Below are 22,951 nucleotides of genomic sequence, written 5' to 3' on the forward strand. Positions count from 1 at the left end.
CGCTGGGAGTGGCCCATGCATGATTCCGCCGTCCGTCGGCCGTCGGTCCTGGTGGCGCGCGCCGTGTTCCCCGAGGCGGTGCAGCGTCTGCGCGCGCACTTCGACGTCGAAGCCAACGAGGCCGACGAAGACTGGTCCGCCGAGGAGCTGATCCGCCGCCTGCAAGGCAAGGCCGGGGCTTTGCTGACCGGCACGCAGCGCATCGACGACGCGCTGCTGCGCGCCTGCCCCACGCTGCGCATCGCAGCCAACATGACGGTGGGCTACAACAACTTCGACGTCGCCGCGATGGACGCCCACGGCGTGGTCGGCACCAACACCCCCGACGTGCTGACCGAGACCACGGCCGACTTTGGTTTTGCGTTGCTGCTGGCAGCCGCGCGCCGGGTGACCGAGAGCGAGCACTACCTGCGCGCCGGCCGCTGGACGCGCTGGTCCTACGACCTGTTCGCCGGGGCCGAGGTGCACGGCACCACGCTGGGCATCCTGGGCATGGGCCGCATCGGCCAAGCGATTGCCCGGCGCGGCGCGCATGGCTTTGGCATGCGGGTGCTCTACCACAACCGCAGCCGGCTCGATGCGGCCATCGAGGCCGACTGCCGTGCGACCTGGGTGGACAAGGACACCCTGCTGCGCGAGTCGGACCACGTGGTGCTGGTGCTGCCCTACACGCCGCAAAACCACCACATCATCGGCGCGGCGGAACTGGCGCGCATGAAGCCCACCGCCGTGCTGGTCAACCTGGCGCGCGGCGGTATCGTGGACGATGCCGCGCTGGCCCAAGCCCTGCGCGACCGGCGCATCGCCGCCGCGGGGTTGGACGTGTTCGAGGGCGAGCCGGCCGTCCACCCCGGGCTGCTGGAAGTGCCCAATGTGGTGCTCACGCCCCACATCGCCAGCGCCACCGTGCGCACGCGCCGGGCCATGGTCGATCTGGCGGTGGACAACCTGATCGCCTACTTGACCGAAGGCCGCGCCTTGACGCCGGTGAACCATCCCCGGGAGCCGCGCCCGTGAATCGGGCTGCGGCGCGGGCGCAGGGCAGGGTGGGGGTGGCCGTGCGGGCACGCGGGCCGGCCCTGCGCGCGGGAACTCTCCCGCCGGTGCGGAATCCGTCGTTCGAGCACGGCACCGCGCAGGATCCTTGAGGAGGCGGGGCCTGGCGGATCGACAGCTACCCACCGACCATGGCCCACGCCCACCACACCCCGCGCGCACCGGACGCCGGCCTCGGCCTCGCCGCGCGGGCGGCGTTCACCCTGCTGCCGGTGGCGGCGCTGGCCTGGGTGCTGGGGCTGTTGAGCCACTACGACTTGCCGATCCAGGCCCGCTGGGCCTGGGTGCCGAGCGCGGGGATCGAGCTCGCCTTCTACATCGACGGGTTGTCGGCGCTGATGCTGCTGATGATCACGGGCGTGGGCACGGCCGTGTTCGTGTATGCCGGGGGCTATCTGGCCGGGCATCCCCAGCAAGGACGGCTGTATGGGCTGCTGTCCCTCTTCATGGCGGCGATGATCGGCTGTGTGACGGCAGACAACCTGATCACGCTGTTCGTCTTTTGGGAGCTGACCAGCCTGGTGTCGTTTCTGCTGGTCGGCTTCCACCACGAGGACGCGGCCAGCCGCAAGTCGGCGCAGCAGGCCCTGCTGGTGACGGGAACCGGCGGTCTGGCGCTGCTCGCGGGCTTCATCCTGCTCGGCCAGGCGATGGGCACCACGAGCATCAGCACCATCGTCGCGCAACTGCCGCAGATGCCCGCATCCCCGACCCTGACCGCGGCGCTGGTGTTGATGCTGGTCGGCGCCTTCACCAAGAGCGCGCAGTTTCCCTTCCATTTCTGGCTGCCCAACGCCATGTCGGCCCCGACGCCGGTGTCGGCCTACCTGCATTCGGCCACGATGGTCAAGCTGGGGGTGTATCTGCTGGCCCGCTTCGACCCGGGGTTTGGCGAATGGGCGTTGTGGGAGTGGGCGCTGAAGGCGGCCGGGTCGCTCACCGCGGCGTGGGGCATGGTGCTGGCGCTGCGGGAGCGCGACCTCAAGCGCATTCTGGCGTGGTCCACCGTGGCGACGCTGGGAACGCTGGTGACGCTGGTGGGGCTGCGCGGCGAGGGGGCCACGGTCGCCGTGGGGGCGCTGCTGCTGGCGCACGCGCTGTACAAAGCGCCCCTGTTTTTCGTCGCGGGCAACATCGACCACGGCACGGGCACGCGGGTCATCGACCGGCTGGGCAATCTGCGCCATGCCATGCCGTGGACGGCCGCCGCTGCGCTGCTGGCCGGGGCATCCATGGCGGGCATGCCCATGTCGTTTGGCTACATCGCCAAGGACGTGATCCTGGCCGCCAAAGGCGGGGATGAGGTGTTCGCGTTCGCGCGGGCGGCCAACACCGTGTTTGGCGCCATCGCCGTGGCGGTGGCGGCGGTGGCCGCGATCCGGGTGTTTTGGCGCCACCCCGGCAGCAACGAGACCCCCGAGGCTCACGAAGGGGGCTGGGCGCTGGTGCTGCCGCCGCTGGCCTTGGCCGGGCTGGGGATCGTCCTGGGGGTGTTCCCCTATGTGGTGCAGGATTTGATCGCCGAGGCCTCGGTCGCCATGACGCCAGGGACGGAAGCGGTCGTGGTCGCGCTGGCGCTGGAGATCGGGCCCTCGCTGCTATCCTTGGCCGTGACCCTGGCGGTCGGCTTGACGGTGTTCTTTTTCTGGGATCCGCTGCACCGCCTGTTCGAGCGCGTGGCGGTGCGCGTCGGGCCCATCGGCATGGCGTCACAGTACGAGCGCGGCCTGCGGGCGATCCCCACCGTGGCGGCGGCCGCGACCCGCTGGCTGCAGCACGGGCGCCTGCCGGGCTACGGGGTGGCGATGCTCGCGGTGTTGACGACCGCCTTGGGCACCGTGCTGTTGGTGGGAGGGGCGGCCTGGGTGTGGCCGGACTGGACGCCGCCGGGCTGGGGCTTCGGCGGCGCATGCGCGTTGATCGCCTTGGGGGCGGTGCTGGCCCTGTTCCAGCACGACCGGCTGGTGCTGCTGCTGGCGGCGGGTCTGGTGGGCTTTGGCAGCGGCGTCGTGTTTTTGTTTGCCGGGGCGCCCGATGTGGCGTTCACGCAGTTCGTCGTGGAGTCCGTGTTCGTGATCGTCGTGGCGTCGGTGCTGATGAAGCTGCGCCGCCGCGGCTTGGGCCACGGGCTGGATGCGCCGCAGCCGACCGCGCTGCGCGCCGCGGTGGCGGTGGGCTTTGGGGCAGTGGTGGCGCTGTGGTTGCTGGTCAGCGTGGCCGTTCCGTTCGATGCCAGCCTGTCGCAGTTTTTTGCGCAGCGCAGCGTGCCGGATGCGCAGGGGCGCAATGTCGTCAACGTGATTCTGGTGGACTTCCGCGCGCTGGACACCCTGGGCGAAATCACGGTCGTGATGCTGTCGCTGCTGGCCGCGTGGCCGCTGTTGCGCGCCATCGGCGGTCAGCCAGGGGCGATGCGCCAGCAGATGCCCCAGGGAACCCGCGGAGGGGCGGCACCATGAAAACCCGCTCGGTCATCCTCGAGGTCGTCTCCGGCCCCCTGTATGTCGTGATCGTGCTGGCGTCGCTGTGGGTGCTGCTGCGCGGGCACAACGAGCCGGGTGGCGGCTTCATTGGCGGGCTGGTGGCGGCGTCGGCGTCGGTGCTGTGGGCGGTGGCGTGCGGCAGCGGGGCGGCCCGCCGCCGTCTGCCCTTGGGTTCGCCGCTGCGGCTGGCGGCGGCGGGCGTGGCTGTGGCGGGGCTGTCGGGCGTGCCCGCCTGGTGGCAGGGGCAGGCTTATCTGACGCATTGGTGGGGGGCGCTGTCCGTGGGGGATGCGGCGCTGCCGCTGTCCACCGTGCTGCTGTTCGACCTGGGGGTCTATCTGTGCGTGTGGGGGGCGCTGGCCGGCTATGCGCTGGCGCTGCTCGCGCTGGGCGAGGCGACCCAGGCCACGGAGGGGGGCGAGCCATGATCTGGGTGTTGGCCATGACGGTGGGGGTGACGGTGGCGGCCGGGGTGTACCTGGCGCTGTCCCGCGACGTCTTTCGCGCGGTGATGGGGCTGGCGATCGTCGGCAGCGCGATCAATCTGGCGCTGTTTGCCGCGGGGCGGCTGGGGCCGTCCGCTCCGGCGGTCGTCGTGCCGGGGGAGACCGTGCTGCGCGACGCGGCCAATCCGCTGCCGCAGGCGCTGGTGCTGACGGCCATCGTGATCGGCTTTGCGCTGGTGTGCTTTTCGCTCGCGCTGGTGCTGCGCCTGATCCAGCGCGTGGGCACCGACGATGCCCTGGCGCTGCGGCTGGCCGAGCCCGTGCCGACCGATGCGGTCAAGCCGCCCGTTGCGGAGGCCGCGCACGAGCCAGTGTGGCCGCCCCGGGCCGACCCTGCGCCGGAGGGCCGCGGATGAGCGCGCTGGCCGTCTCCCCGGTGTTGGTGCCGTTGGCCACGGTGGCCGCGACCACCCTGACCATGGGGCAGCCGCGCCTGCAACGGTGGCTGGGCCACGCGGGGGCGTGGGCGCTGCTGGGCTGCGCGCTGGCGCTGGTCGCGCAGGCGGCGGCCGACCGCCCGGCGCAGGCCGTCTTCGGCGGCTGGGGGGTGCCGTTCGGCATCGAATTTCTGGTGGACCGCCTGAGCGCGGCCCTGGTGCTGGTCACTGCGGTCATGGGGGTGGCGTCGCTGGCGTTTTTGGCCAGCGATGCGGACACGCGGCCGACCCACCCGCTGACGCTGCCGCTGCTGCACGGGGTGCTGGTCGGCGTCGGCGGGGCGTTTGCCACCGCCGATCTGTTCAACCTGTATGTGTGGTTCGAAGTGATGCTGATCTGCGCCGTGGGGCTGTTTGCCATCGGCGGGCGCGCGGACCAGTTGGATGCGACCTTCAAGTATTTCGTTTTGAACCTGCTGGGCACGCTGTTGCTGCTGATGGCCGTCGGCATGGTCTATGCGGTCAGCGGCCACCTCAACTACGGGGCCATCGCGCACGCCTGGCCCCAGGTGGCGCCGTGGGCATCGACGCTGGCCGTCACGGGGCTGTTGCTGGCGTTTCTGATCAAGGCGGGGGCTTTCCCCCTGTTCGCGTGGCTGCCGGCGTCGTACCACACGCTGCCGGCGCCCGTGTTGGCGCTGTTTGCGGGGCTGCTCACCAAGGTGGGGGTGTACGCGGTGCTGCGCGCCATGCGCGATGTGTTCGTCACCACGCCCGACGTGCTGTTCGAGGCCCTGGGCTGGGTGGCCGCGGCGACCATGCTGTTCGGGGTGCTGGGCGCGGCCTACCACTGGGACATGCGCCGCATCCTGGCGTTTCACATCGTCAGCCAGATCGGCTACATCCTGCTCGGGGTGGCCCTGGCCAGCCCCGCCGGGGATGCGGCGACGCTGTTCTACACCCTGCACCACATCGTGGTGAAGGCCAATTTGTTCCTGATCGTGGCGATGGTCTGGCGCCTGACCGGCAGCTACGACCTGCGCCGGATCGGCGGGCTGTACCGCACCCGTCCCCTGCTGGGGGTGTGGTTTCTGGTGCCGGCGCTGTCGCTGGTGGGCATTCCGCCGCTGTCCGGCTTCTGGGCCAAGCTGTGGGTGCTGCAGGAGGCCTTGCACCAGGGGCGCATCGTCTGGACCGGGGTGGCGCTGCTGGTGAGCGTCCTGACCCTGTATTCGATGATGAAGATCTGGATGGAAGCGTTCTGGAAGGCGCATCCCCGCCCGGACTGGACCCCGCCCGCCGACGCCCGGCTGGCGCCCGCGTGGGCCGTGACCGGGGGGCTGGCGTTGATCACGCTCGCCATCGGGCTGCAGCCCGAGCACTTGCTGGCCTACAGCCTGGCGGCGGCCGACACGTTGGGGGGACGCTGACATGGGGCGCTGGGTGCAACGCACATGGGCGGCCGCGGTGCTGGTCGTGCGGTTTTTGAAAGCGGTGGTGGTCTCCGGTGTGCAGACGGTGGCGGTGATCGCCCGCGCCAGTCTGGGCGACCGCCGGCCGCCGCCTGCGGCGTTTTTGCGGGTGCGTTTTGCGCCGATGAGCGCGCAGGGCGCAGCCCTGCTGGGGTGCATGGTGACGCTCACCCCCGGCACGACCACCATCGACATTGATCTGGAGCGCTGCGAGCTGCTGCTGCATGTGCTGGATGCGTCCGACACCGAGGCGTTGGTGCAGGGTATCCGCCGGGACTTCGAGCCCGGGCTCGTGGCGCTGTTCGGCCGGGCGATGGCTGCCCCAGGGAGGGTGGCATGAGCCCGGTGCTGTGGTGGCTGATCGTCGGCGCGTGGCTGGCGATTGCGCTGGCCACGTGGCGCATGGTGCGCGGGCCGCGCCACGCGGACCGGATCGTGGCGCTGGACATTTTTCTGGCGGCGGCGGTGGCGCTGTGCGTGGCGGCGGCGCTGGCCACGGCGCGCACGGTGTTTCTGGACGTGGCGATTGGGCTGGCGCTCGTCGGCTTCGTGGCCACGGTGGGTTGGGCCCGGGTCGTGGATCAGGGCGGGGAGGAGCGGCGATGAGCGGGCTTGGGGCGTGGCTGCTGGGGGGCGGGGCGGTCCTGCTGGTGATCGCCGCCTGGGGCGTCGTCGCCTTGCCCGATGCCTTGTCGCGCCAGCATGCCGCGACCAAGGCGGGCACGCTGGCGGTGGCGCTGGTGTGCGCGGGCGCAGCGTTTGCGGTGGCCGAGCCGTCGTGGACCTGGCGCCTGCTGCTGATCATCGGCTTTTTGCTGGCGACGCTGCCCGTCGCCTCCAACCTGCTGGCCCGTGCCGCGGTGCGCGAAGCCGGGCAGGAGGCCGACGCCGCGCGAGCCCCGGTGGTCGGCGGCGATGCGGGGCCCGCGGCACCCGGGTCGCTTCCCCCCGGCCGCGGCTGATCGCCGCGCCGAAAACGCCCCGGCGCGCTTCCCTACAATCGGTGGTTTTCGACCCGTCCCGCCCTGCGGCGGATCGGGCGCCGTGCGCGCCTGTCCCATGCCAGACCGATTGCCGTGCTGCTGTTGATCGTCTTACTGCCCTTGCTCGCGGGCACCACTTTGACAGGGTGGCTGGGCGGCCGTTCGCGCCGCTGGACGGCGGTGACCGCCGCGGCCGTGACTGCCTGCAGTCTGGCCTTGCTGGTCCTGCACGCGCCGGCCGTTTGGAGCGGTGCGGGGGTGTACGAGTTCCACCCCTGGGTGAATGACATTGGGCTGAACGTCGGCTTGCGGCTCGATGGCCTGTCGTTCCTGTTTGCGGGCCTGATCACGGTCATCGGGCTGTTGATCATTCTGTACGCGAGCTACTACCTGTCGCCCGAGGATTCGGCGGCCAAGTTCTACGCGGTGATGATGCTCTTCATGGCCGCGATGCTGGGCGTGGTGCTGTCGGACAACCTGCTGCTGCTGGTCGTCTTTTGGGAGCTGACCAGCGTGTCGTCCTTCCTGCTGGTGGGGTACTGGAGCCACCGGCCCGAGGCACGCAGCGGCGCGCGCCAGGCCCTGGCCGTGACCGGCGGCGGCGGGCTGGCCATGCTGGCGGGTTTGGTGATGCTGGGCTGGATCGCCGGCACCTTCGAGCTGAGCGAAATGACCGGCCGCGCGGCCGAGATCCAGGCCGACCCGCTGTTCGTACCGGCGCTGCTGCTGATCCTGCTCGGGGCGTTCACCAAGAGCGCGCAGTTTCCGTTCCATTTCTGGCTGCCCGATGCCATGGCCGCGCCGACGCCGGTGTCGGCCTACCTGCACTCGGCCACGATGGTCAAGGCCGGCGTGTTCCTGCTCATGCGCATGTATCCGGTGCTCGGCGGCTCGGGCTGGTTCGAGGGCATCGTCACCGCGGCGGGGTTGGCGACCTTGGTGTTTGCCGCCTTCATCGCCATCTTCAAGCACGATCTGAAGGGGCTGCTGGCCTACTCCACGGTCAGCCACCTGGGGCTGGTGACCTGTCTGGTCGGCTTGGGCTCGCCGCTGGCCGCCGTGGCCGCGGTGTTCCACGTCCTCAACCACGCCACGTTCAAGGCGTCGCTGTTCATGGTGGCCGGCATCGTGGACCACGAGACGCATTCGCGCGACATGCGGCAGTTGGGCGGGCTGTGGGCGTTCATGCCCTGGACGGCGACGCTGTCCCTGGTCGCGGCGGCCTCCATGGCCGGGGTGCCGCTGACCAACGGCTTTTTGTCCAAAGAGATGTTCTTTGCCGAAGCCGTGGCGGGCGCCGGCGCGGCAGGGGTATGGCTGCCGGCGGCGGTGACGATCGCGGGCATCTGCAGCGTGGCGTATTCGCTGCGCTTCGTGCACGACACGTTTTTCAACGGTCCGCTGGGCGAGGTGCCCAACCGCCATCCCCACGAGCCGCCGCTGGGCATGAAGCTGCCGGTCATCCTGCTGGTGGTGGCCTGTCTGGCGGTCGGGGTGTTGCCGGCCGCCACCTTCGGGCCCCTGGTGCATGTGGCGGCGACGGCCATGGTCGGGCGCGAATTGCCGGACTATCACCTCGCGATCTGGCACGGCGTCAATCTGCCGCTGCTCATGAGCGTCGTGGCGTTGGTGGGCGGTGGGCTGTTCTACGCCCGGCTGGCCCGGGGCCGGCGCCTGCATCGCATCCAATCCGAAGCCTGGTTTGGGGCTCTGACGGGGCGGCAGATCTTCGAGTCCGCGGTCGATGCGACATTTGCCCTGGCCGGGCGGGTGTCCGTGGCGCTGGAAAACGGTTCGTTGCAGCGCTATGTGGCGTGGATGTTGGGCGCCGCCATCGTGGTGGCCGCGGCCCCGCTGATGGGGGAGCACATCGGCACCGGCGGGCGCGAGCTGTTGCCGGCCAACCCGCTGGCCGTCGTGGTCTGGCTGCTGCTGGCGGCCACCTGCGTGGCACTGGTGATGACGCACCACCACCGCTTTCAGGCCGTGGTGCTGGTGGGCGTGGTGGGGCTGGTGACCTCGCTGGTGTTCGTGGGATTGTCGGCGCCCGATCTGGCGCTGACGCAGTTGTCGGTGGAGCTGGTCTCGACGGTGCTGCTGCTGATGGGGCTGGCGCTGCTGCCCCAGCACTCCCCGCGCGAATCGTCGAGCAATCGCCGGCTGCGCGACGCCGCGCTGGCGCTGGCGGGGGGCGCGGGGATCGCCTGGATCGCGTGGGTGATGCTGACGCGCGATCACGCCTCGATTGCGTGGTATTTCCTCGAGCAGTCGCTGCCCATGGGGGGAGGCGCCAACGTCGTGAACGTGATCCTGGTCGATTTCCGCGGTTACGACACCTTTGGCGAGATCACGGTGCTGGCCATCGCGGCGATCGGGGTGCTGGCGCTCATGGAAGGGATGCGCACCCACCGCCCGATCGTCGATGCGCAGGGGCGGCGCTGGACGTTCGCGCAGCATCCGCTGCTGCTGCGGGTGGCGGCGTCGGTCGTGCTGCCGGTGGCGATGGTCGTGGCGGTCTACATCTTCATGCGCGGCCACAACATGCCGGGTGGGGGCTTCATCGCCGGGCTGGTGACTGCCGTGGCGCTGGTGCTGCAATCCATGGCGATGGGCCAGGACCGCGCCGAGGCGCTGCTGCGCACCGGGGGCGGGCGGCGGTTTGTGCGCTGGATCGGCTCGGGGCTGACCATCGCGGGGCTGACCGGTGCCGGGGCGTTTGTGTTTGGGCGGCCGTTCCTCACCAGTGCGCATGGCCATCCGCAGGTGCCCCTGCTCGGTGAGCTGCCGCTGGCCAGCGCCGCCCTGTTCGACCTGGGGGTGTATGCGACGGTGGTGGGCGCCACGCTGTTGACCATATCGGTTCTGGGGGCGGCCAGCGTGGAGGCGCCTCCGTCCACCCCGCCCCGCGGAGGACGTCACCCATGAGCATGGAGTTTCTCGTGGCCACGGGCATCGGTCTGGTGACCGCCTGCGGCATCTACCTGCTGCTGCGCGGGCGGACCTTTCCGGTGGTGCTGGGTCTGTCGCTGATCAGCTATGCGGTCAATGTGTTCATCTTCGTCATGGGGCGGCTGTGGACCGATGCGCATCCGATCCTCGTCGGCAACGAGCCCGTGGCGGATCCGCTGCCCCAGGCGCTGGTGCTGACGGCGATCGTGATCGGCTTTGCCACCACCGGCTTCATCGTAGAGCTGGCGCTGCGCAGCCACCACGAGGGGGGCAGCGACCATGTGGACGGGGCCGAGCCGGGCGGCAGCCGCGGGGCGGCGCCGGGCGCGCGTGACGGAGGGGCGGCGTGATGGGGGCGGCATTGCTGGGTTTTTGGGGGCAGCATGCCCCGGTGTTGTCGGTGCTGCTGCCGTCCTTCACCGGGATGGCCCTGCTGTTGTTGGGCGATCACGATGGAATGTCCGCGCAAGGGGGCGGGCACGACGGCGGGCGGGCCGCTTGGCGGCGGCGCCTCAGCCTGGCGTCGGCCCTGCTGGGGTTGGCCCTGGCCGTGGCCCTGGTCGGCCGGGCCAGTGGCGGCGAGCTGACCGTCTACGAGCTGGGCGAGTGGCCGGCGCCGTTTGGCATCGTGCTGGTGCTGGACCGCCTGTCGGCGCTGATGGTGCTGCTGACGTATCTGGTGGCAGTCCCGGTGCTGTGGTACGCCTGCGGAGGGTGGGACACGCGCGGTCGGCATTTCCACGCCATTTTCCATTTCCAGCTCATGGGGCTCAGCGGGGCGTTCCTCACGGGCGACCTGTTCAACCTGTTCGTCTTTTTCGAGGTGCTGCTGATCGCGTCCTACGTGCTGATGCTGCACGGCCTGGGGCGCGAGCGCTTGCGCATGGGGGTGCACTATGTGGTGCTCAACCTGACGGCGTCGGCCTTGTTTTTGATCGGGTTGTCCATGTTCTACTCGGTCACCGGCACGCTCAACATGGCCGACGCCGCCCTGCACGTGGCGCGGCTGGACGGCGCATCGCTGCGGCTGGCACAGTCCGCCGCGCTGATCCTGCTGGTGGTGTTTGGCCTGAAGGCGGCGCTCGTGCCGCTGTACTTCTGGCTGCCGGGGACCTACGCCGCGGCCAGTGCCCCCGTGGCGGCGCTGTTCGCCATCATGACCAAGGTGGGTGTCTACAGCATCGTGCGCGTCCATTGGGTGATTTTTGGGGTCGATGCCGGGGCCGCGTCGCTGACGGTACAGCCCTGGTTGCTGCCCGTGGCGCTGTTGACGAGTGTCCTTGGGGTGTTGGGCGCGTTGGCGGCCCACACCCTGGGGCGGCTGGTCGCGTACCTGACCGTGTCCTCGGTGGGCACGATCGTTGCGGGGGTGGCCCTGTTCACGCCGGAGACCTTGTCCGCGGCGATGTACTACCTGCTGCACAGCACCGTCGTGATCGCCGGGCTGTTTTTGTTCGTGGAACTGGCCGCGGCGCAGCGCGGGGCCATGCACGACCGGCTGCAGCCGGCCCCCGCGGTGCGCGAGCCCGTGCTGCTTGGCGTCATGATGCTGTTTGGCGCAGCGTCGGCGGCGGGGCTGCCGCCGCTGCCCGGTTTTTTGGGCAAGGTGATGCTGCTGCAAAGCACCGCGGGACTGCCCGCGCAGCCCTGGGTGTGGAGCGTGCTGATCGGGGTGGGCTTTCTGACCCTGTTGGGGCTGGCCCGCGCCGGTGTCGTCATGTTCTGGCATGTGCAGCCCGCGGTGGCACCGCAGGCGTCGGGCACCAGCGCCCGCTTGCTGGCCGCTCCGTGGGCCTTCATGGCCGTGACCGTGGCCATGGCCGTCTGGGCCGCACCGATCAAGAACTATACGGACGCCCTGGCCCAGCAGTTGACCGACAAGGCCCGCTATGCCAGCGCCGTCCTGGCCCGCCAGGGCGGCGTGGGTGTGCCCACCACGCGGCCCTACGACGGCCGCCGCCCGGCCGCGCCGAGCAGCCCAACGGCACCGCCGACCGATGCACAGGAGAGCCGGCCATGAGCGCCATCCCCCGTGAGCCGACCCGCCCCGGCACGCCGCCCACCGGCTGGCGGGTGCTGTTTCCCCATCCGGTGCTGTCGCTGCAACTTGGCGTGACGTGGCTGATGCTGTCCCACAGCCTGGCGCTGGTGCATCTGCTGTCGGCGCTGGCGCTTGCCTGGGGCGTGCCGCGCCTGCTCGCTCCCTTTCTGGGCGATGCGAGCCGCCTGCACTGGCCGACGGTGGTGCGCCTGCTGCTCGTGGTGTTGTGGGACATCGTGGTGTCCAATATCACGGTGGCCCGGCTGACGCTCGGGTCGATGCAGCGGCCGCGTCCCGCGTGGTTGCGCGTGCCGTTGGCCACCGACCATCCGCGCGTCAATGCGCTGTTTGCCAGCATCATCACCACCACTCCGGGGACCGTGTCCATGACCATCGACGAAGAGCGGCGCGAAATCCTGGTCCACGCCCTCAATTGCGACGATCCGCAGGCGATGGTGGCCGACATGAAGGCCCGCTACGAGGCCCCGCTGATGCGGATTTTTCAGGTCGATCTCGACAGCCCGCACGGTGTGCGCACGGGAGGGCAGGCATGAGCAGTCCATTGCTGCTGTGGGCACTCAACATCGGCATCGTCGTCGTGGCGCTGTCGGTGCTGCTGTGCAGTTGGCGTCTGCTGCGCGGGCCCGAGCTGCCCGACCGCATCCTGGCGCTCGACACCCTCTACATGGGGATGGTCGCCTTGATCATCCTGCTCAACATCCGCTTCGACACCGAGCTGCTGTTCGAGGCGGCGCTGATCGTGGCCATGCTGGGGTTCGTCTCGACCGTGGCGCTGGCGCGCTATGTCACCCGCGGTGACGTGATCGAGTGAGAAGGGGCCGAACGTGAGCGTCGTACTGGAAAACCTGGCCGCGGTGCTGATCCTGGTTGCGTCGTTTTTTCTGCTCGTCGGGGCGATCGGGTTGATCCGCTTTCCCGATTTCTACATGCGGCTGCATGCCCCCACCAAAGCCTCCACGCTGGGCGTGGGCGGGGTGTTGATCGCGTCCATGCTGGTGACGCTGGCGCATGGCCGGCCCGGCATCGCGGAGCTGCTGATCACGCTGTTCGTGTTCGTGACGGCGCCGGTGTCCGCCAACCTGATGGCCCAGGCTGCGCTGCACATGCGCCTGGCATCCCAGGCGCCCGTCCCGCGCGACGCCGTGCCGGAGCGCCGCGCGGCAGACCGCTGACGCAGGGGCGTCCCGCGCGAGCCGTCCCGCTCAAGCGGCGGGAGTGCCGTCCACCGGGCAGGCCTCGGGCAGGCCATAGAAGTGGCGAATGCCCTCCCAGGCCGCCTCGGGCGTGTCCACATAGGTGAACAGATCCAGGTCCTCGGGCGAGATGACGCCCTCGTCGACCATGGCGTCGAAGTTGATCAGGCGCTTCCAGTACGCGCTGCCGTACAGGAACACCGGTACCGGCTTGGCCTTGCGGGTCTGCACCAGGGTCAGCACCTCGAACAGCTCATCCAGCGTGCCGAAGCCGCCGGGGAAGGCCACCAGCGCCTTCGCGCGCATCAAAAAGTGCATCTTGCGCAGCGCAAAGTAGTGGAACTTGAAGCACAGCTCCCGGCTGATGTAGGGGTTGGGGGCTTGTTCGTGCGGCAGCAGGATGTTGAGCCCGACGCTGGGCGCTCCGAGGTCGTGCGCGCCGCGGTTGGCCGCTTCCATGATGCCGGGCCCCCCGCCCGTGACGATGTAGAGCTGATCCGCCTTGGGGCAGGATTGGCTGTAGGCCGCCACCAGTTGGGCAAAGCGCCGCGCCTCGTCGTAAAAGCGGGCGTTGCGCCGCAGCGCCTCGGCGCGGCGGATCGCTTCGGTATCACCACTGGCCTGCGCCCGGTGCCACGCAGCATCGGCCTCGGCCGGTTCGCGAAAGCGCGCGCTGCCAAACACGACGATGGTGTTTTCGATGCCGGCGTCGGCCTGAGCCAGATCGGGCTTGAGCAACTCGAGCTGGAAGCGGATGCCGCGTGTCTCGCGCCGCAGCAGGAACTCCGGGTCGGCGAATGCCAGCCGGTAGGCGTCGGGCGGCGGGCGGGTGCCGTCTTCGGACAGCAGGTGCATCTCGACGATGGCATCGGCCAGCCGGCGGGTTTGCAGGTCGTGGATGTGGTCCGGATGCGTGGGGGCGGTGGCGTCGTCGTGCATGATCGCGGGTGCTCCAGGCGTGAAAAAGGCCCCGGGTGGGGCCTGTTGGATTCCGCAGGCGTCGGCAAATTCCGGCGCCCGGTCGGCGTGGCGGTATCAGACGCGCTTGCGGTATTCGCCGGTGCGCGTGTCGATTTCGATCTTGTCGCCCTGCTCGACGAAGATCGGCACCATGACCTCGAAGCCGGTGGCGATCTTGGCGGGCTTGAGCACCTTGCCGGAGGTGTCGCCCTTGACGGCCGGCTCGGTCCAGGTGACTTCGCGCACCAGCGACGTCGGCAGTTCCACCGAGATGGCCTTGCCCTCGTAGAACACCACCTCGGCGGCCATGCCGTCCTCCAGGTAGTTGAGCGCGTCGCCCATGTTCTCGGCCTCGACCTCGTACTGGTTGTACTCGGTGTCCATCCACACGTACATCGGGTCGGCGAAGTAGGAGTAGGTGCACTCCTTCTTGTCGAGGATGATGTTGTCGATCTTGTCGTCGGCCTTGAAGACGACCTCGGTCGCGCTGTTGTTGAGCAGCGCCTTGAGCTTCATGCGCACGGTGGCGGCGCCGCGGCCGCCGCGCTGGTATTCGGTCTTGAGGACGATCATCGGGTCCTTGCCCTGCATGATCACGTTGCCGGCGCGGATTTCTTGGGCGAGTTTCATGGTACCTCTGGCGGGGGTGTGATTCGACTGATAAACCTCACATTGTACCGCGGCGGCCGTACACGAAGGCCAGCAGCCGCGTCAACAGGTCGTCCTGCGTCCACAGGCGGTCGCGGGCGGCGCGGGCGGCGGCCTGCCACCGGGCCAGGCGCTCGGTCGTCAGCGCGGGGGGATCGACCCCCGGGACGCCGTTCCACGCCCGCAGCCAGGCCTGCCAGTCCGCCGGGGCGTCCAGCCAGGCCAGAAAGGCCTCCAGCTTGTCGTGGTGGGCGCCATCGTCCTGCGGGTAGAGTTGCCACAGGAATGCGCGACCGGCCCACAGGGCACGCACCAGGGAGTCCTCCCCGCGCACCAGGTTGAGGTCGCACGCCCACAGGCGTTCGTCGAAGCCGGGCTGCGGTACGTTCTCGAGCACGCGCGCGGCGGCGCCAATCGGCAGGGGCGGTGCCAGGGCGGCCCAGGCCGCGGCGCTGCGGCCGGCCGCGACCAGCCATTGCGCGGTGGCCAAGGCGGGCTGGACGACCAGCCGGGGCAGGGCGCCCGGCTCGTAGCAAAACAGGCTGACCCAGGGGCCGTCATGGGGCCCGCTGGCCGCGCGCCAAGCCTGGGCGTCGAAGCGGGCCTGGCGTTGCGCCAGGTCCGCCTCGCGCAGCAGTCCGCCGGTGTCGGGCGTGAAGCCGGGGAAGAAAAACCACTTGGTGCGCCCCGCCAAGGGGCCACTGAGCACGGGCGAGGGCAGGCCGTGGCTGCGCGCGACCCACGGTTCGGCGCTGAGGTACTCCAGATTCAGCCAGACGGTGGGCCGTCCGTCGCGGCCCACGGGCGGCAGCAGCGCCGCCACCCAGGCGTCGGGCACATGGCACCCAAAGGCCTCCACCAGCACGTCTGCCGGGGGCAGGGACGGGGGCGGGCAGTCAGCCCGGCCGCGCGGCCACGGGTGGATCTGCACACCGGGCACGTGCCCGGCGCGCGCGCCGGGGGCCATCCAGTCCAGCGCGGCGGCGTCGTCGATCCACAGCCGCACCCGCTGACCCGCCGTGGCGAGTTGCTGGCACAGGCGCCAGCAGACGCCCACATCGCCCCAGTTGTCGATGACATGGCAAAACACGTCCCAGGTCAGTGGGGGAGGGGCCGCGTTCAGCGAACGCGGGGCGGCGGGCGCGGTACAGTGCGCGCTGTCGCGGCCCCCGGTGGCCGGCGCGGTGGAGTGCAAGACGGGATCGGACATGTCAGCAGTGCATTCGGACGAGTTGTTGCGCGCGGTGGCGGCCTTGCCGTCGCTGCCGGGCGTGTACCGGTATTTCGACGAGGCCGGCACGCTGCTCTACGTGGGCAAGGCGCGCGATCTGAAAAAGCGCGTCAGCAGCTACTTCCAGAAAACCCATGACGGCACGCGCATCGGCCACATGGTCGGCAAGATCGCGCGGCTGGAAACCACGGTGGTGCGCTCCGAGGCGGAGGCGCTGCTGCTGGAAAACAACCTGATCAAGACCCAGCAGCCGCGCTACAACATTCTGTTTCGCGACGACAAGAGCTACCCCTACCTGCGCCTGAGCGCGAGCACCTGGGTGCCCGATGCGCCCCAGGCAGGGCGCACCCCAGGCGCCGCCAACCCCGACCATTATCCGCGCATGTCGTACTACCGCGGGGCGGTGGATCGGCGCCACCAATACTTTGGCCCCTATCCAAGCGCCTGGGCGGTGAAGGAGACGATCCAACTCCTGCAAAAGGTGTTTCGCCTGCGCACCTGCGAGGACACGGTGTTTGCGCACCGGACCCGGCCCTGCCTGCTCTACCAGATCAAGCGCTGCAGCGGCCCGTGCGTGGGCTTGGTGTCGCCCGCGGACTACGCGGCCGATGTGCGCGCGGCCAGCGCCTTTCTGAACGGCGAGAGCCAGGCCGTGCTGGCGGAGCTGGAGGCGCGCATGTTTGCCCACGCCGAGCGGCTGGCGTTCGAGCAGGCGGCCGAGGTGCGCAACCAGATCGCGGCCCTGTCGCGCGTGCTGCATCAGCAGAGCATGGAAAGTCTGGACGACCAGGACGTGGACATTCTGGCCGTCCGGGTGCAGGGGGGGCGGGCGTGCGTCAATCTGGCGATGGTGCGCGGCGGCCGCCACCTGGGGGACCGGCCCGCTTTTCCGGCGCATGTGGAGGACGGCGCGGCGTTGGCCGATCCGGACCAGCCGGGCACGGTGGAGCAGCGCGTGCTGGAGGCCTTTTTGGCCCAGCACTACACGCAGGTGCCGCCACCGCCCGTGCTGGTGCTGGGGGCGCCGGTGGACGAGGCGCTGCTGGCAGCCCTGTCCGAGCAGACCGGGGTGCGGCTGCGGCCCGTATTCCATCCGCGCGAGCAGCGCCGGCTGTGGCTGGAGATGGCGCAGAAAAACGCCGATTTGCAACTGGCGCGCCTGCTCGCGGAAGAAGGCTCGCAGCAGGCGCGCACCCGCGCCCTGGCCGAGGCGCTGGGCCTGCCCGCCGAGTCGCCCGAGACCCTGGCGCGCCTGCGCATCGAGTGCTTCGACATCTCGCACACCGCGGGCGAGGCGACCATGGCGTCGTGCGTGGTGTTCGAGGGCCACCAGATGCAGCCCTCGCAATACCGGCGCTACGCCATCGAGGGCATCAACCCGGGCGACGACTATGCCGCCATGCGCCAGGTGCTGCAGCGCCGCTATGGCAAGCTGGCCGCCGCGCTGGCGGACGCCGGCGGGGACGCGGGCGTGGCTGCGGCGGAGTCGGATGCGCAGGGAACGACCCGCCCCCGCAGCGAGGCCCAGGTCCGTCTGCCCGACGTCGTGCTCATCGACGGCGGTGTGGGCCAGGTCAACGCCGCGCGCGAGGTGTTTGGCGCCCTGGGTCTGGACCTGGGGCGCTTGGTCGGCGTGGAAAAGGGCGAGGGCCGCAAGGTCGGGCTGGAGGAGCTGGTGTTTGCCGACGGGCGGGAGAAGATCTACCTGGGTGCCGACTCCGCCGCGCTGATGCTGGTGGCGCAGATTCGCGACGAAGCGCACCGCTTTGCGATCACCGGCATGCGGGCGCGCCGCGCCAAGGCCCGCACGGGGGGCAGCCGGCTGGAGGACATCCCCGGCGTCGGGCCCAAGAAGCGTGCCCGCCTGCTGGCGCGGTTTGGCGGGGTGCGGGGGGTTGCGGCGGCCAGTGTGGAGGATTTGGCCGCGGTGGAGGGGATTTCCGCCGAACTGGCCGAGACCATCTACCGGGCCCTGCACGGATAAGGACGCATAATCGGACGCCATGTTTTTCAACCTGCCGACGCTGCTGACCTGGGCCCGCATCGCCGCGATCCCGCTGATCGTCGCGGTGTTCCACTGGCCCGGGTTGACGCTGCCGGCGCAAAACGCCCTGGCCACGGTGCTGTTCGTGGTGTTTGCGCTGACCGACTGGGCCGACGGCTATCTGGCGCGGCGGCTCAACCAAACGTCGGCCTTCGGTGCCTTTTTGGACCCGGTGGCGGACAAGTTTTTGGTCTGCGCCTGCGTGCTGGAGCTGGTCAGCCTGGACCGCGTCCATGTGTTCGTCGCGCTCATCATCATCGGGCGCGAGATCGCCATTTCCGCTCTGCGGGAATGGATGGCCACCATCGGCGCGGTGCGCAGCGTGGCCGTGCACATGGTGGGCAAGGCCAAGACGGCCACGCAGATGGTGGCCATTCCGTTTTTGCTGTACGACGGGGTGCTGATGGGCATCGACACGCGCTGGTGGGGCACGGTGCTGATCTGGGCCGCCGCGGTGCTGACGGTGTGGTCCATGGTGTACTACCTCAACAAGGCCGTTCCCGAGATTCGTGCCCGCGCCCGATGACTGCCGCCGACGACTCCGCCTGGATCCGCGCCATGCCCGCGGTGTTCGTGCTGATCTGGAGCACGGGCTTCATCGTCGCGCGCTTCGGCATGCCGCACGCGCCGCCGATGACCTTCCTGGCGTGGCGCTACGCGCTGTCGATCGCCTGCTTCGGCGTGTGGATCGCGTGGGCCCGCGTGGCGTGGCCGCGCGCGCCGGCGCAATGGGGGCACCTGGCCGTCACCGGCGTGCTGATGCACGCCGGCTACCTGGGCGGCGTGTGGGCGGCCGTCAAGGCCGGCATGGGGGCGGGGCTCTCAGCCCTGATCGTCGGGCTGCAGCCGGTGCTGACGGCGGTGTGGCTGTCCGCCACCGGCGGGCGCGTGACGGCGCGCCAGTGGCTGGGGCTGACGCTGGGCTTGGCGGGGCTGGTGCTGGTGGTTTGGCACAAGTTCGGCCACGGCGGCCCCGGCGACAGCGCCACGCCGGTGAACGTGGCGTTCGCGGTGGCGGCGCTGCTGTCCATCACCGCCGGCACGCTGTACCAGAAGCGCTTTCTGGCCCCCTGCGACGTGCGCACCGCCAATACCGTGCAGCTGGCCGCCGCTCTGCTGGTGACGCTGCCGCTGGCGTGGCTGGAGCGCGAGCCGATGGACTGGAACCTGGAGTCCGCCGGCGCCATGGCGTGGTCGGTGCTGGGCCTGACGCTGGGCGGCAGTTCGCTCTTGTACCTGCTGATCCAGCGCGGCGCGGCCGCATCGGTGGCGAGCCTCATGTACCTGGTGCCGCCGTGCACGGCGCTGATCGCCTGGGTGCTGTTCGGCGAGCCGATCACCGCCACGACGCTGACCGGCACGGCCCTCACCGCCCTGGGCGTGGCGCTGGTGGTGCGCGGCGGTCCGCCGCGCTGAACCGTCGCGCCGAGACCATCGACCAAGGAGACCGCTTGATGACCGCCTCGCCCATCCCCGTCCCGGTGCACCGCATCGCCGTCATCCCCGGCGACGGCATCGGCACCGAGGTCATGCCCGAGGGCCTGCGTGTGCTGGAGGCCGCGGCCAGCCGCTTCGGCCTCGACCTGCGCTTCGAGACCTTCGACTTCGCCTGCTGGCCGTACTACGAGCGCCACGGCGCCATGCTGCCGCCCGACTGGCAGGACCTCCTCGGCGGGTTCGACGCGATCTACTTCGGCGCGGTCGGCTGGCCCGAGAAGATTCCCGACCACGTCTCGCTGTGGGGCTCGCTGCTGCAGTTTCGCCGCGCGTTCGACCAGTATGTCAACCTGCGCCCGGCGCGGCTGATGCCGGGGGTGCGCTCGCCGCTGGTGCGCGCCGACGGCACGCCGTACGCGCCCGGCGAGATCGACATGCTGATCGTGCGCGAGAACACCGAAGGCGAGTACTCCAGCATTGGCGGGCGCATGTTCGAGGGCACCGAGCGCGAGCTGGTGGTGCAGGAGACGGTGATGACGCGCCACGGCGTGGATCGCGTGCTGCGCTTCGCGTTCGAGCAGGCGCGCCGCCGCCGCGGCCGCCTGACCAGCGCCACCAAGTCCAACGGCATCGCCATTACGATGCCGTACTGGGACGAGCGCGTGCGCGCGATGGCGGCGGGCTACCCGGACGTGGCGGTGGACCAGTACCACATCGACATCCTGACCGCGCACTTCGTGCAGCGGCCCAACCGCTTCGACGTCGTCGTGGCCAGCAACCTGTTCGGCGACATCCTGAGCGACCTGGCGCCGGCCTGCACCGGCACGATCGGCATCGCGCCGTCGGCCAACCTGAACCCGGAGCGGCGCTTTCCGTCGCTGTTCGAGCCGGTGCACGGCTCGGCGCCGGACATCGCCGGCCGCGGCATCGCCAACCCGATCGGGCAGATCTGGTCCGGCGCGCTGATGCTGGACTTCCTCGGCCACCGCGACGCGCACGACGCCATCGTGCGCGCGATCGAGGCGGCGCTGGCGCCCGGCAGCGGCGCGCCGCGCACGCCGGACCTGGGTGGGCGCGCCGGCACCGCCGACCTCGGCCGCGCCATCGCCGAGGCACTGCGGGCCGAGGCGCTGTGCGCCGGGGCATGAAACGGCGTGGGTAGAATACGCCCCTTTTTCGCGCCGGTGGGCCGTCGCGTCCGCCGGATTTGGAGAGAGTCTTGCACATGAACAAAGCACAACTGATCGATCACATCGCGGAGCGGGCGGAATTGACCAAGCAGGAGGCCGCGCGCGCGCTCGACGCCTTCCTGGCCACGGTCTCGGACACGCTGGCCCGCGGCGGCGACGTCACGCTGGTGGGGTTTGGCACCTTCCAGGTGGATGAACGCGCGGCCCGCAAGGGACGCAACCCCAAGACGGGGGAAGTGGTCGATATCGCTGCGGCTAAAATGCCAAAATTCCGTCCGGGCAAGGCGCTCAAAGACGCCGTCAACGGATGACCGCTCCGGCTGCCGGATCCGTGGTCCTGGCAGTCACCGGATCGGGTGCTTAGCTCAGCTGGTAGAGCGGCGCCCTTACAAGGCGTAGGTCGGCGGTTCGATCCCGTCAGCACCCACCAACCCTTCCCGAAGCGCGCAGGTCATGTTCGACGTCTTTCGCAACAACATGAAGGTGCTCATGGCCCTGCTCATGTTGTTGATCATCCCCTCGTTCGTCTTCTTCGGCATCGAGGGCTACACCCGGTTTCGCGATCAGTCCGAGCCCGTGGCCCGGGTGGGCGGCGAACGCATCACCCGCACCGAATGGGACGCCGCCCACCGGCGCGAGGTCGAGCGCCTGGCAGCGTCGATGCCCGGGGTGGACCGCGCCCTGCTGGAGAGCGAGGACAGCCGGCGCGCGACCCTGGAGCGTCTGGTCACCGAACGGGTGCTGGCGCGCGCCGCGCAGGACATGCGGCTGGTGGCCACCGACCGCCGGCTGGCGGCGGAGCTGCTGCGCGACCCGACGATCGCCGGCCTGCGCAAGCCAGATGGCACCCTGGATGTGCAACGCTACCAGGACCTGCTGCGCGCCCAGGGCATGACGGCCGAGCAGTTCGAGGCGGGCGTGCGCGCCGACCTCGCGCGCCGCGCGGTCACCCAGGCGGTGGCGGACAGCGCCTTCATGCCCAAGGCCTCGGCCGAGTGGGCCGCACAGGCGTTTTTCGAGCGGCGCGAAGTCGCGCCGGCGTTCTTCCGGCCGGCGGATCACGCGTCGGCCATCCAGGTGTCGGATGCCGACCTCAAGGCGTTCTACGACGAACATGCGGATGAATTCCGCACGCCCGAGCAGGCGGACATCGAATACGTGGTCCTGGATCCCCAGGCCGTCGCCGCGCGCATTACCCCCAGCGAAGCCGAACTGCGCGACTACTACCGGCAAAACGTGGCCGACACCTCGCGCGCCGAGCAGCGTCGCGCGTCCCACATCCTGCTGCTGCTCCCACCCGGCGCCTCTGCCGACGAAAAGGCCCGTGTCCGTGCCGAGGCCGAGCAGATTCTGGCCGAGGTGCGCCGCGATCCCAAGCGGTTTGCCGAGCTGGCCCGCACCCGCTCGCAAGACCCGGGTTCCGCTGCCAAGGGTGGCGACCTGGATTGGTTTGGCCGTGGCGCGATGGTCAAGCCCTTCGAAGATGCGGTCTTTGCGCTGCAGAAGGGGCAGATCTCCGACATCGTGGAGAGCGAGTTCGGTCTGCACATCATCCAGCTCACCGACGTGCGCCAGCCCGAGGCCGAGCCGTTCGAGAAGGCCCGCCCCCGCATCGAGGCCGAGGTGCGCCGCCAGCTCGCGCAACGGCGGTTTGCCGAGGACGCGGAGCGCTTCAGCAATCTGGTGTACGAACAGTCCGACACCCTGGCACCCGCGGCCGAGGCCCTGGGCCTGACGGTGCACCGCGCGACGGTCGAACGTACCGGCCCGGTCGGGGCCGCGGCCGATGCGCTGCTGCGCGAGCCGGCGCTGCTGCGCGCCGTCTTCAACGAAGAGGCCCTGGGCCAGAAGCGCAACAGCGCGGCGATCGAATTGGGCGGCAACCGGTTGCTGTCCGTGCGCGTGTTGGCGCACCGGCCGTCCGAGCGGCGGCCGTTCGAGGCCGTGGCGTCCGAGGTGCGCCAGCGGCTGGTTCAGCAACGCGCCCGCGCGGCGGCGCTGGAGGCCGCCCGTGCCGCCCAGGCCCAATGGTCCGCCCAGACCCCGGCCGCATCGGCACTGCGCACGCCGGTGCTGGTGTCGCGCCAGGACGCCCAGGGCCTGCCGCCGGCGGCCGTGCGCGCGGCCATGAGCGCCCGGCTGGAAGGCGACGCCCCCGCGTGGGTGATGGTCGATCTGGGGGCCGACGGTGCGGCCGTGCTGCGCGTGCGGCGCGGCCCCCCGCGCGAGGCCCCCGATGCGGTGCGTCTGCTCAACGAACGACAAGAACTCGCCCGGCTGTGGGGCGAGGGCGAGGCCCAGGCCTACCTGGGGGCCTTGCGGCAGCGCTACAAGGCCGAGATCCTGGTCAAGTGAGCGGC

23 protein-coding genes and 1 tRNA gene are annotated in these 22,951 nt (G+C 70.3%); 21 read left to right on the forward strand and 3 right to left on the reverse strand.

Features of this window, described 5'->3' with window-relative positions; all coding sequences use genetic code 11:
- Positions 1-15: 15 nt before the first annotated feature.
- The 14 genes from Tfont_RS03360 to Tfont_RS03425 all read left to right on the forward strand — a co-directional run bounded on the left by Tfont_RS03360 (position 16) and on the right by Tfont_RS03425 (position 13,060).
- A complete protein-coding gene (locus Tfont_RS03360; RefSeq protein ID WP_068607464.1) occupies positions 16-1,017 on the forward strand; it encodes a 2-hydroxyacid dehydrogenase in 1,002 nt (333 codons plus the stop codon).
- Between the two features lie 170 nt (positions 1,018-1,187).
- Positions 1,188-3,515, forward strand: a complete 2,328-nt coding sequence (mbhE, locus tag Tfont_RS03365) for a hydrogen gas-evolving membrane-bound hydrogenase subunit E (protein ID WP_143968387.1) — start codon at positions 1,188-1,190, stop codon at positions 3,513-3,515.
- The gene (locus Tfont_RS03370) at positions 3,512-3,967 is read left to right on the forward strand and encodes an MnhB domain-containing protein (RefSeq protein ID WP_143968388.1); all 456 of its coding nucleotides are present in this window, start codon (positions 3,512-3,514) and stop codon (positions 3,965-3,967) included. Before mbhE ends, Tfont_RS03370 begins: the two co-directional genes overlap by 4 nt.
- Positions 3,964-4,401, forward strand: coding sequence for an NADH-quinone oxidoreductase subunit K (locus Tfont_RS03375; RefSeq protein ID WP_143968389.1), 438 nt, complete (start codon positions 3,964-3,966; stop codon positions 4,399-4,401). The genes Tfont_RS03370 and Tfont_RS03375 overlap by 4 nt, the downstream gene beginning before the upstream one ends.
- A complete protein-coding gene (locus tag Tfont_RS03380) occupies positions 4,398-5,852 on the forward strand; it encodes a proton-conducting transporter transmembrane domain-containing protein (protein ID WP_143968390.1) in 1,455 nt (484 codons plus the stop codon). The genes Tfont_RS03375 and Tfont_RS03380 overlap by 4 nt, the downstream gene beginning before the upstream one ends.
- 1 nt (position 5,853) lies before the next feature.
- Entirely contained in the window at positions 5,854-6,234 is a 381-nt protein-coding gene (locus Tfont_RS03385) for a Na+/H+ antiporter subunit E (protein WP_143968391.1), read from the forward strand.
- Complete coding sequence (locus tag Tfont_RS03390; protein ID WP_143968392.1) at positions 6,231-6,500, forward strand: monovalent cation/H+ antiporter complex subunit F; 270 nt, start codon at positions 6,231-6,233, stop codon at positions 6,498-6,500. The genes Tfont_RS03385 and Tfont_RS03390 overlap by 4 nt, the downstream gene beginning before the upstream one ends.
- Positions 6,497-6,856, forward strand: a complete 360-nt coding sequence (locus tag Tfont_RS03395; RefSeq protein ID WP_143968393.1) for a cation:proton antiporter — start codon at positions 6,497-6,499, stop codon at positions 6,854-6,856. Before Tfont_RS03390 ends, Tfont_RS03395 begins: the two co-directional genes overlap by 4 nt.
- Positions 6,857-6,970: 114 nt before the next feature.
- Positions 6,971-9,802, forward strand: coding sequence for a monovalent cation/H+ antiporter subunit A (locus tag Tfont_RS03400; protein WP_143968394.1), 2,832 nt, complete (start codon positions 6,971-6,973; stop codon positions 9,800-9,802).
- A 2-nt stretch (positions 9,803-9,804) separates the two neighbouring features.
- On the forward strand, positions 9,805-10,176 hold the full coding sequence (locus tag Tfont_RS03405) for a Na+/H+ antiporter subunit C (protein WP_221934259.1): 372 nt from the start codon (positions 9,805-9,807) through the stop codon (positions 10,174-10,176).
- Positions 10,176-11,846: a monovalent cation/H+ antiporter subunit D gene (locus tag Tfont_RS03410; RefSeq protein ID WP_143968396.1), complete on the forward strand. Its 1,671-nt coding sequence runs from the start codon at positions 10,176-10,178 to the stop codon at positions 11,844-11,846. The genes Tfont_RS03405 and Tfont_RS03410 overlap by 1 nt, the downstream gene beginning before the upstream one ends.
- Complete coding sequence (locus Tfont_RS03415) at positions 11,843-12,421, forward strand: Na+/H+ antiporter subunit E (RefSeq protein ID WP_143968397.1); 579 nt, start codon at positions 11,843-11,845, stop codon at positions 12,419-12,421. Before Tfont_RS03410 ends, Tfont_RS03415 begins: the two co-directional genes overlap by 4 nt.
- A complete protein-coding gene (locus tag Tfont_RS03420) occupies positions 12,418-12,699 on the forward strand; it encodes a K+/H+ antiporter subunit F (RefSeq protein ID WP_185974460.1) in 282 nt (93 codons plus the stop codon). The genes Tfont_RS03415 and Tfont_RS03420 overlap by 4 nt, the downstream gene beginning before the upstream one ends.
- A gap of 13 nt (positions 12,700-12,712) precedes the next feature.
- Entirely contained in the window at positions 12,713-13,060 is a 348-nt protein-coding gene (locus tag Tfont_RS03425) for a Na+/H+ antiporter subunit G (RefSeq protein WP_068607454.1), read from the forward strand.
- Positions 13,061-13,090: 30 nt separating this feature from the next.
- On the opposite strand, the gene Tfont_RS03430 is transcribed toward Tfont_RS03425, so the two are convergent.
- From Tfont_RS03430 to earP, 3 genes are all read right to left on the reverse strand, one after another.
- A complete protein-coding gene (locus Tfont_RS03430; RefSeq protein WP_143968398.1) occupies positions 13,091-14,020 on the reverse strand; it encodes an LOG family protein in 930 nt (309 codons plus the stop codon).
- A gap of 96 nt (positions 14,021-14,116) precedes the next feature.
- A complete protein-coding gene (gene efp / locus Tfont_RS03435; RefSeq protein WP_068607450.1) occupies positions 14,117-14,671 on the reverse strand; it encodes an elongation factor P in 555 nt (184 codons plus the stop codon).
- A 37-nt stretch (positions 14,672-14,708) separates the two neighbouring features.
- Positions 14,709-15,899: an elongation factor P maturation arginine rhamnosyltransferase EarP gene (earP, locus tag Tfont_RS03440; RefSeq protein WP_143968399.1), complete on the reverse strand. Its 1,191-nt coding sequence runs from the start codon at positions 15,897-15,899 to the stop codon at positions 14,709-14,711.
- On the opposite strand from earP, the gene Tfont_RS03445 reads away from it, so the two are divergent.
- The 7 genes from Tfont_RS03445 (at position 15,898) to Tfont_RS03475 (ending at position 22,946) form a co-directional block, all read left to right on the forward strand.
- On the forward strand, positions 15,898-17,904 hold the full coding sequence (locus tag Tfont_RS03445; protein ID WP_143968400.1) for an excinuclease ABC subunit UvrC: 2,007 nt from the start codon (positions 15,898-15,900) through the stop codon (positions 17,902-17,904). The two genes, earP and Tfont_RS03445, sit on opposite strands and share 2 nt — an antisense overlap.
- Before the next feature lie 19 nt (positions 17,905-17,923).
- On the forward strand, positions 17,924-18,490 hold the full coding sequence (gene pgsA, locus Tfont_RS03450) for a CDP-diacylglycerol--glycerol-3-phosphate 3-phosphatidyltransferase (protein ID WP_068607446.1): 567 nt from the start codon (positions 17,924-17,926) through the stop codon (positions 18,488-18,490).
- Positions 18,487-19,380 carry a DMT family transporter gene (locus Tfont_RS03455; RefSeq protein WP_143968401.1) on the forward strand — a complete coding sequence of 298 codons (894 nt, stop codon included), beginning with the start codon at positions 18,487-18,489 and terminating at the stop codon, positions 19,378-19,380. The genes pgsA and Tfont_RS03455 overlap by 4 nt, the downstream gene beginning before the upstream one ends.
- Before the next feature lie 38 nt (positions 19,381-19,418).
- A complete protein-coding gene (locus tag Tfont_RS03460; protein WP_143968402.1) occupies positions 19,419-20,549 on the forward strand; it encodes a tartrate dehydrogenase in 1,131 nt (376 codons plus the stop codon).
- Positions 20,550-20,626: 77 nt separating this feature from the next.
- Positions 20,627-20,902, forward strand: coding sequence for an HU family DNA-binding protein (locus Tfont_RS03465; protein ID WP_068607441.1), 276 nt, complete (start codon positions 20,627-20,629; stop codon positions 20,900-20,902).
- Positions 20,903-20,945: 43 nt separating this feature from the next.
- Positions 20,946-21,021, forward strand: a tRNA-Val gene (locus tag Tfont_RS03470).
- 23 nt (positions 21,022-21,044) lie between these two features.
- Complete coding sequence (locus tag Tfont_RS03475) at positions 21,045-22,946, forward strand: SurA N-terminal domain-containing protein (RefSeq protein ID WP_143968403.1); 1,902 nt, start codon at positions 21,045-21,047, stop codon at positions 22,944-22,946.
- The last annotated feature ends 5 nt before the right edge of the window (positions 22,947-22,951 follow it).

The organism is Tepidimonas fonticaldi, assembly GCF_007556755.1.
In the GTDB taxonomy this organism is placed as follows: Bacteria; Pseudomonadota; Gammaproteobacteria; order Burkholderiales; family Burkholderiaceae_C; genus Tepidimonas; species Tepidimonas fonticaldi.